The organism is Neisseria weaveri (assembly GCF_900638685.1).
Classification (GTDB): Bacteria; Pseudomonadota; Gammaproteobacteria; order Burkholderiales; family Neisseriaceae; genus Neisseria; species Neisseria weaveri.
The window spans coordinates 1,515,199-1,529,393 of sequence record NZ_LR134533.1; the positions used below are offsets into that span (position 1 = coordinate 1,515,199).

13 protein-coding genes are annotated in these 14,195 nt (G+C 41.1%); 6 read left to right on the top strand and 7 right to left on the bottom strand.

Going from position 1 to position 14,195, the window contains the following annotated elements:
• Positions 1-17: 17 nt before the first annotated feature.
• The 4 genes from EL309_RS07370 to EL309_RS07385 are packed head-to-tail and all read right to left on the bottom strand — an operon-like array spanning position 18 to position 6,010.
• Entirely contained in the window at positions 18-2,090 is a 2,073-nt protein-coding gene (locus EL309_RS07370; protein ID WP_193777287.1) for a capsular polysaccharide biosynthesis protein, read from the bottom strand.
• Positions 2,091-2,114: 24 nt separating this feature from the next.
• Positions 2,115-3,269 (bottom strand): glycosyltransferase family 61 protein, encoded by a 1,155-nt coding sequence (locus EL309_RS07375; RefSeq protein ID WP_004283917.1) that lies wholly within the window; start codon positions 3,267-3,269, stop codon positions 2,115-2,117.
• A gap of 43 nt (positions 3,270-3,312) precedes the next feature.
• The gene (locus EL309_RS07380; protein WP_004283916.1) at positions 3,313-4,950 is read right to left on the bottom strand and encodes a capsular polysaccharide export protein, LipB/KpsS family; all 1,638 of its coding nucleotides are present in this window, start codon (positions 4,948-4,950) and stop codon (positions 3,313-3,315) included.
• Between the two features lie 13 nt (positions 4,951-4,963).
• On the bottom strand, positions 4,964-6,010 hold the full coding sequence (locus tag EL309_RS07385) for a glycosyltransferase family 4 protein (RefSeq protein WP_004283914.1): 1,047 nt from the start codon (positions 6,008-6,010) through the stop codon (positions 4,964-4,966).
• 281 nt (positions 6,011-6,291) lie between these two features.
• Between EL309_RS07385 and EL309_RS07390 the strand changes: the two genes are divergently transcribed.
• From EL309_RS07390 to EL309_RS07415, 6 genes are all read left to right on the top strand, one after another.
• Complete coding sequence (locus EL309_RS07390; protein ID WP_040669809.1) at positions 6,292-7,461, top strand: polysaccharide biosynthesis/export family protein; 1,170 nt, start codon at positions 6,292-6,294, stop codon at positions 7,459-7,461.
• Between the two features lie 143 nt (positions 7,462-7,604).
• Positions 7,605-8,693 (top strand): capsule biosynthesis protein, encoded by a 1,089-nt coding sequence (locus EL309_RS07395; RefSeq protein WP_107726200.1) that lies wholly within the window; start codon positions 7,605-7,607, stop codon positions 8,691-8,693.
• A complete protein-coding gene (locus EL309_RS07400; protein ID WP_004283911.1) occupies positions 8,693-9,490 on the top strand; it encodes an ABC transporter permease in 798 nt (265 codons plus the stop codon). The genes EL309_RS07395 and EL309_RS07400 overlap by 1 nt, the downstream gene beginning before the upstream one ends.
• Positions 9,487-10,137, top strand: coding sequence for an ABC transporter ATP-binding protein (locus tag EL309_RS07405; RefSeq protein WP_004283910.1), 651 nt, complete (start codon positions 9,487-9,489; stop codon positions 10,135-10,137). The genes EL309_RS07400 and EL309_RS07405 overlap by 4 nt, the downstream gene beginning before the upstream one ends.
• Positions 10,138-10,341: 204 nt before the next feature.
• A complete protein-coding gene (locus EL309_RS07410; protein ID WP_004283909.1) occupies positions 10,342-11,193 on the top strand; it encodes a YoaK family protein in 852 nt (283 codons plus the stop codon).
• Positions 11,194-11,396: 203 nt separating this feature from the next.
• On the top strand, positions 11,397-12,074 hold the full coding sequence (locus tag EL309_RS07415) for an OmpA family protein (protein ID WP_004283908.1): 678 nt from the start codon (positions 11,397-11,399) through the stop codon (positions 12,072-12,074).
• Positions 12,075-12,152: 78 nt separating this feature from the next.
• Here EL309_RS07415 and EL309_RS07420 read toward each other — a convergent pair whose 3' ends face one another.
• The 3 genes from EL309_RS07420 to EL309_RS07430 are packed head-to-tail and all read right to left on the bottom strand — an operon-like array spanning position 12,153 to position 14,151.
• Positions 12,153-12,983, bottom strand: coding sequence for an HlyC/CorC family transporter (locus EL309_RS07420; protein WP_004283906.1), 831 nt, complete (start codon positions 12,981-12,983; stop codon positions 12,153-12,155).
• 6 nt (positions 12,984-12,989) lie between these two features.
• Positions 12,990-13,502, bottom strand: a complete 513-nt coding sequence (ybeY, locus tag EL309_RS07425; protein WP_004283904.1) for an rRNA maturation RNase YbeY — start codon at positions 13,500-13,502, stop codon at positions 12,990-12,992.
• A gap of 52 nt (positions 13,503-13,554) precedes the next feature.
• Positions 13,555-14,151 carry an LURP-one-related/scramblase family protein gene (locus tag EL309_RS07430; protein WP_004283903.1) on the bottom strand — a complete coding sequence of 199 codons (597 nt, stop codon included), beginning with the start codon at positions 14,149-14,151 and terminating at the stop codon, positions 13,555-13,557.
• Positions 14,152-14,195: the final 44 nt, after the last annotated feature.

Below are 14,195 nucleotides of genomic sequence, written 5' to 3' on the forward strand. Positions count from 1 at the left end.
TTACTATAACATCAATTTTATTTGATTGGTATATTTATTAATGTGTAAAGTTGCTTAATTTTAAACCATTGTTTTGATAGAAAGCTTCTATTTAAGTTGCTGTTTTGTTTTTTTTGTTTTTTTAATCTTTTTAAGGTCTCGATAGCAGTAGCAACATCAATCAAACCGAATGTTGTAGGGCTAATGTAGTTGGGATAGTGAATCAAGGTGCCGGCCACCAGCTCCCATAACGCCAATTTTCGAGTGCGGCGCGGAAGGTTCAGATAATCCTGAGTCAATCCCCAGCCGGCATAAAACGGCAGGCCGTAGCAATGTACGGTTTTACCTCGCAATAAGGCCTCGAATCCGGACAGGGAGGTCAGGGTATGGACTTCATCTGCATGCTTGAGGCAAGTGAGGATGTCGCACTCGGTAACGGTTTGGTCGGCATAGCGTGATGCTTCTTCCGGCGGAATTGCGCCGACGCGGTTGCCGCTCACAACATCGGGATGGGGTTTGTAGATGATGTAGGCATCGGGGTTCAGCTCGCGCACTTTTTTCAATAAACCCAAATTAGTGCGGATTTCAGGCAAACCGTGGCGGATGGAGGCATCGTCTTCTACCTGACCGGGCACCAGCAGCACTTTGCGGTCGGTATTCGGAATATTGAGCGTGCCGTTGCCGACGTTGTATTTGCTGATTTCCGCTTCGGTAAGCGCTTGCTGCAAATAAGAGGCCGTCTGAAAATCCTGTGCGGTAAATTCGCGGCTCTGCAAAATGTGTTCCAAGCGGGAGGGCTGTTCTGCGTTGAAGTAAATGCCTTGATCGTCGATAACGAGCGAGAGCGGCGGCACCAGATTGGAGCCTAATCCCACCGAACGTATGAAACCGTCTTCCATCCGCAGTACGGGCAGATTGTGTTTTTGCGCAAAATCAGCCGATTCCTGACTGCCGTTTCCCCAAACCAAAAGCCGTGCATCGGACGGCAATGCGGATTTTTCCAGTTTTTTGAAGGATGAAACGAAATGCAGTCGGCAGGAGGGCACATTGAAAAATGGCTTGATTACTGCCTGTTTCCACAAAGACATGCCGACGCAGTAAAGATTGCCACGCAGCTTTTCATTTAAGCGGCGGGCAGAAGAAAGATAGTCGATAACATCGAATATCGTTCCCGTTTTACCGGTGTTCGGGTTGATGTAGCGGCTGTATTGCAGATAGGCGGCAGCAAAAAGCTGCAACAGCGAGCGGGGGGCGCGACGTTTTTGTGCGGTTAAACCGGCTACACCGGAATGGCGGTCGTCGGAAACGCCCCAGCCTGCATACCACGGCAGCCCGAAAGTGACCACGGGCTTGCCCAGCAGCAGGGCTTCAAATCCCATTTGAGAAGTAACGCAATAAACTTTGTCTGCTTGCTCCAAAAGGGAAATCGGATTGATGTCTTCTGCCACCAAACGCACATTTTCCGCATGGTTAGAGAGATCGGTAAGGTAACCGCGTTTTTTACCGCTCAATACATCGGGATGGGTTTTCACCCAGATTTCCGCATCGGGATTTTCAGATAAGGCCGTCTGAAACATGCGCTCAAAAGTATCTGTATCCGCGCCGCCGTATTGCACCGCCATATCGCCGAAAGTTTGGTCTATAACCAACACAACTTCTTTTTCAGACAGCCGTTTGACAGAGAGGCCGTCTGAAAAGATTGGCGCATGGTTGTATTTGGAAAGTTTGTCTGCAACGATAAGGTCGATTGCTTTTCTAGCATCTTCAATGATTTCAGACGGCATGCTGTCCGCAGCCAAAACCAACTGCTCCAAACGCGAAGTGCGGGTGGTGTCGTAGTAAATACCCGAATCGTCAATCACCAGAGCAAGCGGCGGGCAGCCTGTTACGCCCAAACCGATTGAACGCAGAAAGCCGTCTTCCAAAGCAATGAATGGAAGGCGGTGTTTTTTTGCATAGGCGCGAGCTTTATGGGTGGTGGGGCGCAGACCCCAACCCAATACACAATTTATTTGGTTGGCTGATGGATATAGATTACATTCAGTTAAAAATTCTTGTAGATATGGAATGTTGCGGATACCATTTGAAAAAATTTTAGGTGATTTCTTCATAGCTATTTTATCAATACTAAATTTTTACAGAGAATCCATAACCTTATCTAAGAATTCAAGAAATTTATTTTTATCAATAATAATATCACCAGCAAGTGTTTGATTATTTCTATAGTTAGAATGTGTAGGTTCTACATAATAAGCAGCATAGGTAGCGTTTCGCAGTTGAGCAGTGCGAAAATAGCTGACTCTGTTATAGTCAGTATTCATAATTTCTAGAATTAATTTTAAATTTTGGGAAAAAGCACTATTAGCAATTCCCATACCATGAGGCCCAACAATAATTTCTGCATCTTTGAATAATTTTACTTGATCTGATTTTGAGAATACTCCAGGGTCAATAATTACAAAACCTCTTTTTTGTAGTTCTTCTTCTAATACATATTCATTTAATGTTTTTCGAAAAGTAGCTTTATTTCTTGATACATAGATTCTTTTGTGTGATGTTTTTGCTACTAAATGATTTTCCTTAGTTAAAGAAGAAACTACTCTATTTGCTGTGTGGATATAATGCATAGTTGGTGTATGTAAATGACCAAAACTGCCAAAACATGGAATTATCAATTGTTCGAATGATAGCCATTTGTGGTCTATTCGAATAATATTTTCTTTAGGAAGCCCAAGTTCTACTAAAAATTTTAGTAATTGATCATCTAATTCAGGTGTTATGTAGTTTAAATCATTTAATTTAAATCCCATTTGGCTGATAAAATTTAAAATAGGCAAGCATTCTCTTAAGAGATGGTCAAGATTGCCAAAAGGATATAGCCATAGAGATATTCCTTCTATTCTTACCTTGGGTATAGTATTTATATTCACATTGATAATGTTATTATTAACTTCAAAAAAACCAAATTTTTGGAAGTTAACTTTTGCCATATCATTTATAAAATTAAAGGCATAATATTTATCAAAAAACATACCCCAGTATCTAGGAAGTTTAGGGCATCTAGGAGTGACAGTGCACTCATTTATTTTTACAGAAAAAACTTCTGGAGCTGTATAAGAATCAGTAAAAATTTGTGATAATTCTTCTAATTTAATAGAATCTTCTTGTTTTTCAAAAAATTTCTTAGATGAAAAATTTAATTTTTGAGATTTTTCAAATTGATAAAAAGTGCAGTTACTTATTGTCTTTTCATCTAATCTGCGTAAGTCAAGAGGATGATAGGAAAACATAATTATGATCCAAGTATAAATTAATAGTAAAAAATATATTTGATTAAATTTTTGATTTAAAAAAATGGTGGAATAATCGTAAAAATTGATTAGGTGAGTCTGCAAAAAATTGTCTTGGATTGTTTTTGAATTTATTGATTTTCCTATTTATTTTTATATTCTTATTTATTTTACTCGATTGTTCAATAAAATTATTATTTTTAATAATTAATTCTTTTTCAGATTGAGAATTGTCTATATTTTTAGAGTTTTTTATAGTGTTGTTGGGTAATAAGGTAGATGGAGCATTTGTATCCTGTATGCGTTGGCTTTGTTTGCCAGATACAAGGGAAATAAAGTTTGGTAAGGTGAAAATCTTTTGCAAAATTGCCACACCTGAATCATGAACAGAAACAGTATGTTTTTGTAATAAAATAGTGATAAATTTTTCAAACAAATCTAGCTCATGCATTGATAATATATTATTTATTTCATGGTTTTTTATATGACGAATGAAGGTCTCAATGTCATTCAAATCATAATCAGAAGTAAATCCTTTTTTTCCGTAAAATGCATTACCGAATTGAACTGTTTTAAAGCCTTCAAAAGTAGCTTCTAATAAGCCTTGAGAATTGAGTCCTACTACCCAATCAGTCTGATTAAATAACTGTTTGATAGAATAGTGATCTACTAATTTAATCCTGTTTTGCTGCTCATTAGTCAAATTTTCAATAAACTCAGTTAATATATTTTTAGTTAATGATGTATGAATGTTATTTTTCTTCTCTTCCCAAGGGTGAGTTTTCATAACAACATTGAACCCATTCTTTGTTAACTTATCTATAAGTTCTTTATAAAATGAAATTGTTGATATTCCAGTATTTTTATATTCAAGTACAGAAAAATCATTAATTACTTGCCCTATAATACTCACGCAAGGTAAAGATTTTTCTGAAAATTCTATTGTTTCAGAAAAATCTGGTTGCTCTACGTTCTTGTTTTTTGATAGAAGAATCTTGTTGATGGCTTTGGAACGTTCTCTATCGTATTCGGTATTAGTTCCTAAATTGTTTAAATAATTTTGATAAACAGCAGGATGTTTTATATCGCAATTGTTTGCAATACTAGAATATCGTTCTTCACAATAATATTCGTTACCTGTAAATAGACTTTCCATTACCATCACTTTGGTTGGTGTGAACTTTAGTTGTTCGATCAAAGCTTTTTGATAAGTCAAACCACCTGAAAAAACACAACAATGAGTAAATGGGTACAATTCTGTTAAACGAACTTTCCAGAAATCTAGCCAATACCATGCTGAAGCCATATTTTGCAAAAGAATATTTTTATTTTCCGCTAGTAATTTATTAAATATTCCTATATTAGATTTAGGATAAGGCTTTTCATACCAAGAAGGTAATGTGGAGACTAATGTTAAAATTTCTGCCCGACAAATAGAAAAAAGATTAATGTCATTAATTTTAAAATCTTGTAAATCCCCGGATGATAATTTTGATAAAATTTCAATTTTATCAATTAATTTATCTAACTTGCTGTCATAAACCCCATATAAAGAAATCCAATCTTTATGGCTTTGCTCAAAGTGAACTTTTACTTTATTTTTTTCAATAAATTTAAAAAATGATCCAAAATTTTTTTTATTAATGTGTAATGAATCTGCTACCAAAATTGATATATTCATGTTTAGTCCCCGATTAATTTTTTTGATCTAATATATGTTTATAGACTGAAATATTACTTAAAACACTTTGTTCCCAACTTAATGCTAACGAAGTTGTTTCTTTTGCATTTTTTATCATATTAAGTAGTTTATTCCGATTGTAAACACATATATCCATAATATTTTCTGCATCTATATCTGGATTTAATGTTAAAAATAATCCATTTATATTATTTTTAATGATATCTTTGGGCATCCCTATATATGATGAAAATATTGGAGTTCCTGTTGCAATTGCTTCTGGTGTGTTTGCAGGCCCTCCTTCATGACTACTGCACATTAATAGAATATCTATATTTTCATAAAAACTTTGAAACATACGATAAGGTAATCTCTCGTAGGAAATAGCTTCAAATCCTAAGCTTCTCATCTCTATTGTATTCAAGGTTCTGTCTTGCCCAACGAAAACAAAATTAAAATATTTGGGATCTAATCGTTTTGCTAATTCAAAAAGATAAGCCTCTCCTTTAACTCTACGAGCATATCTACGTGAAGCCATTCCTAGAGTTATTTTATTATTTTCTTCGCATAACCTTGAGAAAGATGAATCATTTTTAGGTCGTAGATACTTGCTATGATATCCATGAGGGATTACATATAGTTTTTTTGTGTCAATACCTTGATCAATTAAAATTTCTTTTTGGCTTTGATTTAAACAGATGATCGCTGCTGATTCCATATAACGAGGAATGAAGCGAAATTTCGCATGCCAAGGATCTGGATCATTTAAATCATGATGCACAGTACACACAGAATTATTTCGTAATTTGGACTCTAGATGAGGACGATGATAATGATAAATATCAGCGTTTTCCAAAGGTTCAATGCTCACAATATGTTCAAATACTTGGCTGCCATATTGTTTAAAATATTCGATAATTGCTGTAAATATACTGCTATGAATATCTCTTGACATTACATGGTTTACTATATATTTACCTTTTACTGTTCTGTCAGATTTCTCAAAAATTTGACTTTGCATTATTAGAAGATCAGATATTTTAGAATTTTCATTATTCATTTTGCTTGCTCGTAATGATTTAAAAGTATATTTGAAAATATTACTAATGTGATTATTCTTGTCTTTAAATTAAAGAAATACTGAATTTAGATTCATTATTTTTCATCTCTTATTTTATTATAGTACATTTTGTAATTATTATAAAATTTATGTTCAATAATTTCATAGTATTAATGTGTATTTTGAATTTTTGTAAAATAATTTTAGCAATTATCGCAAATATATTCTGTTAATTGATACAATGTCAGCTATATATATTCGTAGAACTGGAAACCTAATAAATGATGAGAGGAAGAGAGTTTGTACTTTGTGCAATTTTAATAATATCAGCTGGTTGTGGTAATTTGCCAACATCGGGTCCGACACAAATTGGGGTAATTGGTTTGAAAAGCCAAACTGCTCAAGTTTCTGTACCTGATGTGGCAGTGATTGATGTTGATGAAAATGTAACCTCAGATTTGTATCGTGTGGCTTACGGGCAATCTTTTGCTGATTTTGGTTTGAGAGGATCCAGCTCAATTGATGTGATTGGTGCAGGGGATGTGCTTGAAATCACATTATGGGAAGCTGCTCCGGCAGTGTTGTTTGGCGGTGCTTTAAACTCTTTGGGTTCCGGATCTGCCCGAACAGTTAATCTTCCGCCTCAAATGGTAAATTCTAAGGGAGTTATTTCCGTGCCTTTTTTGGGAGCTGTGTCTGTGCGGGGTAAAACGACTGAAGTAATTCAAAAAGAGATTGTAGGCCGTCTGAAAAAAATGGCAAACCAGCCTCAAGCTATGATACGTGTTGTTCAAAATAATTCCAGTAATGCTACGGTAATTCGAGCCGGGCGCAGTATCAGGATGCCTTTAACCGGTCATCGTGAGCGGGTTTTGGATGCGGTGGCCGCTATTGGAGGTACGGATAGTGGAGTACAAGATATATCTGTACAGATGACCCGTAGAACCATGGTTCGTACGGTTGCTTTGGAAACGATTACAGCTCAACCGGCGCAAAATATTGTTTTACAGCCGGGAGATGTGATTACTTTGCTTTCAAAGCCTCTCAGTTTCACTGCCTTGGGTGCACTTGGTAAAAACCAGCAAATTTCTTTTTCGGCCAAAGGTATGAATTTGGGTGAGGCTATTGGTGCATCAGGTGGTTTGTTGGACAGACGTGCAAACCCTAAAGGCGTGTTCGTGTTCCGCTATCAGTCTTTAAATTTGTTACCAAAAGAAGAAAAAGAGAAGTGGTTGGCAAAAGGTTATGATGTTTCAATGGAAGTGCCTACTGTGTATAGAATGAATCTTTTGGATGCGAATTCGTTGTTTTGGTTGCAGAAATTTCCTATGAAGGATAAAGACATCGTTTATGTTGCTAATGCACCGTTGGCTGAAATGCAAAAATTCTTGCAGTTTGTGTTTTCTCCGGTGGTGGGTGGTGTGAATAGTGTGAACAATATAGCTAATTGATAGCGAATAGAAAGTGTAAATTAAAGATGTCTGAAAAAAATACGGATACAGAAAATGTTCAAACAAAATCTGAAGAAAAACAGGATACTACAAATAATCTTCAGCATAATGCAAATAGAAAATATAAGAAAAATGGGGTTTGTATGCCTAAGCCCGGACCATTGGCTTGGGCTACGATTATTATTCCTACAGTATGTTCATTGATTTATTTTTCAGCATGGGCGGCAGATCGATATACGTCTGAATCCAGTTTTGTGGTGCGCTCTTCTCACAATCAAACTTCGACCGGTGGTTTGGGAGCTTTATTGCAGAGTGCAGGATTTACTCGCTCGCAAGACGATACTTATACTGTTCGTGAGTATATGGGTTCGCGCACAGCTTTGGGAGAATTGAGCAAAACCATTCCTGTTCGCGCCTATTATGAAGAGAAAGGTGATGTATTCAGCCGCTTCAATGGTTTTGGTTTCCGAGATTCAGCTGAGGCTTTCTATCAATATTACAAAGAAAAAATCAACATTGCTTTTGATCCTGTATCCGGCATTTCTACATTGGCGGTGGAGTCGTTTGACGCCAAAGAGTCACAGCAAATCAATGAGGCTCTGCTCAGCAAGGGTGAAGAACTGATTAATAGGCTGAATGCCCGTGCGCGCAAAGATACTATTGATCAAGCTCAGCAAAACGTTGCTGTAGCGGAGGAGCGTGTTAAAAACGCGGCTGAAGAAATGGCTGTGTATCGCACTAAAAACGGTATTTTTGACTTAAAAGCCCAATCTGAAGCACAGATGAATTTGGTGTCGAAACTACAGGATGAGTTAATCGTTATTCAGACGCAATTAGACCAAGTCAAGGCAGTTACTCCGGAAAACCCCCAGATTCCCGGTTTGAAAGCACGTGAAAAAAGCCTGCAGAAGGAAATCAAACAGCAAATGCAGATGATTTCAGGTGGCTCAAGTAATTCTATCACTGCACAAGCTGCAGCATATCAGCGTTTGTTCTTGGAAAATGAGTTGGCGGAGAAGCAATTGGCTGCAGCAATTGCTGCTTTGGAAAACGCTAAAGCCGAGGCGGAGCGCAAGCAGCTCTATCTTGAAGTTGTGTCTAAGCCAAGTCGTCCGGATATGGCATTAAAACCTCAACGTTTATACAACATTGTTGCAACATTTTTTATTGGTTTAATGTTGTATGGTATTTTAAGTTTGTTGATTGCCAGTGTAAGAGAGCATAAAAACTGATGAAAGCGTTGCACGAAACTACTTTTCGGGAGTCTTTAGCGATTCAAAAACGGGTGGTTGGTGCGCTTTTGATGCGCGAAATCATTACCCGTTACGGGCGCAATAACATTGGTTTTTTGTGGCTGTTTGTAGAGCCGTTATTATTTACCTTGCTCATTGTGATGCTTTGGAAATTTGTCAGGGCTGATCAGATTTCATCTTTAAATATTGTTGCCTTTGTACTGACCGGTTATCCGATGGCCATGATGTGGCGTAATGCTTCCAACCGTGCGGTGGGCGCGATTTCGGCGAATGCCAGCTTGCTTTATCACCGAAATGTAAGGGTGTTTGATACGATTCTAGCCCGTGTATTATTGGAAATTGCCGGAGCTACCATCGCGCAAGTTGTGATTATGGCTGTTTTCATTGCAATAAAATGGGTAGAGATGCCGGCCGATATTTTTTATATGCTGATTGCTTGGTTGCTGATGGCTATGTTTGCATTTGGTTTAGGCTTAATTATTTGCTCCATTGCGTTCAAGTTTGATGTATTTGGCAAGCTGTGGAGTACTTTAAGTTTCGTGATGTTGCCTTTGTCAGGGGCTTTCTTTTTTGTCTCTACATTACCATATCAAGCTCAGGAATACATGTTGTGGATTCCTATGGTGCACGGCACGGAGATGTTCAGACAGGGATATTTTGGCAATACGGTTACCACATTGGAAAACCCATGGTATTTATTATTATGCAACTTGGTCATGTTATTTATCGGATTGGCAATGGTGGCTAAGTTTAGCAAGGGGGTAGAACCGCAATGATTTCCGTTGAGCATGTGTATAAAAAATACCAAACCCGCCAGGGTTGGCGCATGGTGCTTGAAGATGTCGATTTCAAACTGGAAAAAGGTGAAAAAATCGGTATTTTAGGTAGAAACGGAGCAGGTAAATCCACGCTGATACGCCTGATCAGTGGTGTGGAACCGCCTACCGAAGGCGAGATTAAACGCACGATGAGCATCTCTTGGCCGTTGGCGTTCAGCGGGGCGTTTCAAGGTAGTCTTACCGGTATGGATAATTTGCGTTTTATCTGTCGGATTTATAACGTCGATATCGATTATGTGAAAGCGTTTACGGAAGAGTTTTCCGAGCTGGGGCAATATCTGTATGAACCGGTAAAACGCTATTCTTCAGGTATGAAGGCGCGGCTGGCTTTTGCATTATCGCTTGCGGTGGAGTTTGACTGCTATCTGATTGATGAAGTGATTGCGGTGGGCGATTCGCGTTTTTCCGAGAAGTGCCGCTATGAGTTGTTTGAAAAGCGTAAAGACCGTTCGATAATTTTGGTGTCGCACAGCCCGAGTGCGATGAAACAATATTGCGATAATGCTATGGTGTTGGAAGCGGGCAGACTGTATAAATTCGATAGTCTGGATGAGGCATATCAATATTATAATGCCTGTATATAAAGAGTTTGTGATTCGAGAGGCCGTCTGAAATTTTCAGACGGCCTTTGTAATATGTTGGAAGTATTGGATTATTGGAAAGGCAGGGTATTTTATTTGGCTTGTTTTGCAGCTTTGTTTCATTGTAAACATGGTTGTAGAATAGCCTGTAGCAGTGAGGTTAAGCGGTTTTTTTATAATCCGGCAGCAGGATGGAAAGAAAGGCGGATGATGAGCGACATTGAGCAGAGAGAAAGGCGGCACAATAGCAGGCAGCATAAGCCGCCGTTTTGGCAGGCAGATAAGCCTTATCTCCATGAACACCACATCAGTGATATCCGTTTCCGTATTTTGGGTTATTTGATGGCTTTGTTGGCCGGGACGATTAACGCCGGCGGTTTTTTTGCGGTGGCACGTTATACGTCGCATGTAACCGGTGAATTGTCCCATGCGGCGGATATGGCTTATTTGGGTGAGTGGAAAGTGGTGGCCGTGTCGATATTGGGTGTGGTCTGCTTTGTGTTGGGGGCGGCGCATTCCAGTTGGGTGATTTTGTGGGCGAAGCGTCAGCGTTTTCGCGGCGGATTCGGATTTTCGATGTGGTTGGAAGCGGTGTATTTGTTGCTCTTTGGTTTGTGGGGTGTGATGACAATTGAGCTGGGGCAGTTTATCGTGCCGGCGGCAGCGCTTTTTTTGCTGTGTTTTATTATGGGTATGCATAATACGGTGATTACGGTTTTATCGGGCGGTGCGATCCGTTCTACGCATATGACCGGTACGGCGACGGATTTGGGTATCGAATTGTCGAAAGTGTGGTATTACCAGAAAGACAGCAATCCGCGCTTGCCTAATGTGCAGGTAAACATTCCGAAAATCAAGCTGTTTGTCGGCTTGATGCTGGCTTTTGTGTTGGGCAGCTTTGTCGGCGCGTGGGGTTATCATACGGTGGGTCATCATTTTGCGTTGCCGGTGTCTTTGGTGTTGTTTATGTTGGGATACGGCTCGGTGGGATATGATGTCCGCTTGCGGTTGAAGTTGAGATTGTTACACAGGCTTCGTAAGCATATCGATATAGAATGATTGTGTGCCGAATTACAACGTAAGCGTGTTTTTGGCGGTTTATGATGGAAAAAGACGTAATTTCTGTGTAATTTCCCGTTAAGCAAACTGTGAAATACTCAAAAGCCCGTTATAGTTGTTTTACTTTCCGGCTGTCGGTGCATTGCCGAAACGGTGTAGAAACAGGCTGGAACTGCAAATAAATTGATATTGAAAGGTTTGTTATGAAATTGAAATCGTTGACTGTAGTGGGTATGTGTGCGGCTTTGGGTTTGGCAGGCTGCGTGACCAATCCTGAAACCGGTAGAAGTATGCCGAGCAAAACCGCAATGTACGGTTTGGGCGGTGCGGCAGTGTGCGGTATCGTGGGTGCGTTGACTCACGGCAGCAAAGGTGCACGCAATTCGGCATTGGCTTGCGGTGCGGTAGGTGCCGGTGTCGGCGGTTATATGGATTACCAAGAGAAAAAATTGCGTGAAAGCTTGGCCAATACCGGCGTGGATGTTGAGCGTCAAGGTGACCAAATCAAGTTGGTGATGCCTGAAAGCGTAACTTTTGCAACCGGCAGTGCAACTTTGAGTACGGCGGCAATGGATGCCTTGAACCGTGCTTCTCAAACGCTGGTTCAATATCCTGATACTACTTTGACTATCGCCGGTCATACTGATAATACCGGTTCGGATGCAATCAACGAGCCGTTGTCTCAACGTCGCGCCCAATCTGTGGCCGGTTATCTGAACCAACGCGGTGTAGCCGTTGCGCGTTTGAGCACGATTGGTTACGGTTCGCGTCAGCCGGTTGCTTCTAATGCTACCGTTGAAGGTCGCGCACAAAACCGTCGTGTGGAAATTTTGATCAATCCGGATCAAAAAGCAGTACGTGCTGCCCAACAGCAAATGTAATCGTTCGATTGGTAATGCTAAAAAGGCCGTCTGAAATTTTCAGACGGCCTTTTATTTGTGAATACATTGTTGTTTCGATTAATCTTTAATGCGTGTGGCCATTAAAGTATGCAGACGGCGGTTGTCGGCGCGGGCAACGGTAAATTGCAGCGGGCCGACAATAATTTTTTCGCCACGCACGGGCAGGTGGCCGATTTCCTGAATCACCAAACCGCCGATGGTGTCCACTTCTTCGTCGCTGTACGACGTACCGAAGAATTGGTTGATGTCTTCGATTTCGGTTACGGCATTGATGCGCCAGCGTTCTGCGGAAACGGCAAAGATATTGTCGGCGCTTTCGTCTTCGTCAAATTCGTCTTCGATGTCGCCGATAATCTGCTCGATGATGTCTTCAAAGGTAACCAAACCGGAAATGCCGCCGTATTCGTCGACGACAACGGCCATGTGGATGCGTTGCTCTCGGAATTGGGTCAGCAGTGAATTGAGCGATTTGCTTTCCGGTACGAAAACGGCCGGACGCAAAACCGATTGCAGGTTGAATTGTTCGGGGTTGATTACGTATTTGAGTAGGTCTTTCGCGTGCAAAATACCGAGTACTTCGTCTTTGTCTTCGCCGATAACGGGAAAACGTGAGTGTGCGGTTTCGGCAACGTAGGCAATGATGCGTTCCAAACTTTCGTTGGATTTGATGACGTTCATTTGGCTGCGCGTCATCATGGCATCGCGCACTTCCAATTCTGAAAAGTCGAGCATTTTTTCCAGCCGCGCCAGTGTTTCTCCGTCAAATACCTGCTGTTCGTGCGCTTGGCGCAGCAGGCTGACTACGTCTTCGGCGGAGTCGGGAGATTCGCCCGAAAGGCGGGAAACCAGTCGTTCGAAAAAATTGGGTTTCGACGGGGTGTCGTCCATGGGTGGTTAATCCTCTAAATATGGGTTTGGGTATCCTAACTGATTAAGCAGCTGGATTTCAAGTGTTTCCATTTCTTCGGCTTCGCTGTCTTCGATGTGGTCGTAACCCATCAGATGAAGCGTGCCGTGTATGGTTAAGTGGGCGAAGTGTTGGGTTGGGATTTTGCCTTGTTCTGCGGCTTCTTTGGCAACGATTTGCGGGCAAATAATCAGGTCGCCGTGGAGGCCGTCTGAAATCTGTAGGTCAAACATGGCTTCGCCTTCGTCTAAAGCAAAACTCAATACGTTGGTAGCGTAATCTTTGCCGCGGTAATCGCGGTTGTAGCTGCGTGCTTCTTCTTCGTCCAGTAACAACAGGCTGATATCAGCCCGGCGGTATGTGTTTTTCAGGGTATGCCAAATCCAGCGGTAGAAATCCTGTTCGGCAGGAATATCCGCCATACTGCTGCGGTTGTCGAAATGCAGGGAGAAGCGCTGTTTTTGCAGGGTGAGAAACGGATATTTTTTAGCAGCTTTCATTTTTTCAGACGGCCTTTTCGGTAGGGTTTATGGTTGTGATCGGTTTTGGGGATCAGCCGTCGCCGCGTTCGAGAAGCATCAGCAGCATGGCGGCGTTTAACACCAATACGTCATCTTCCGCCGGGGCTTGGGCAGTTTTTTCCAAGCTGAATTTGCGTTCGAAGAATGAGGCGTTTTTCTTGAGGCGGTAAGTTTCGCGACCGTCCGGCGTGGCGATGGTGTAGGACGGGTTGAGAAAGTAGCCGGTAAGCATGCCGATAAAGGGGATTTCGCCGACGATGCCGTCTACCACTGCCGTCCACGGATTGGTTTCGTGCAGGGTATAGCGTAGGTTGCCTGCGGCATCGTTGAGACTGTAACTGGTTTTCCATAATGACTTCATGCCGCTGCGCTTGATGCTGCCTATGGTTCGGCCGGCCGCATCGCGCACGGTGTAGCCGGCGTTGAAGTCGATAATGCGGTCGGCGTCGATGGTGTAGAGTCTTTCGTTGCGGCCGGCATTGCGGAAAATTTCGATGGATTCTTTGATTTTAAAAATCTTCTGACGCGTGTAGGCGACTTCTTCGCCTTGTGCGTTGTATACGGTGAAATCGTTGGAGGGGGTGAAGATTTTAAAGGTAAAGTTGAGGGGGAATTGAAGGTTTTGCATGTGTTGCTTCGATAAATCAAGATGTTGCCGATTATATAGCAAAT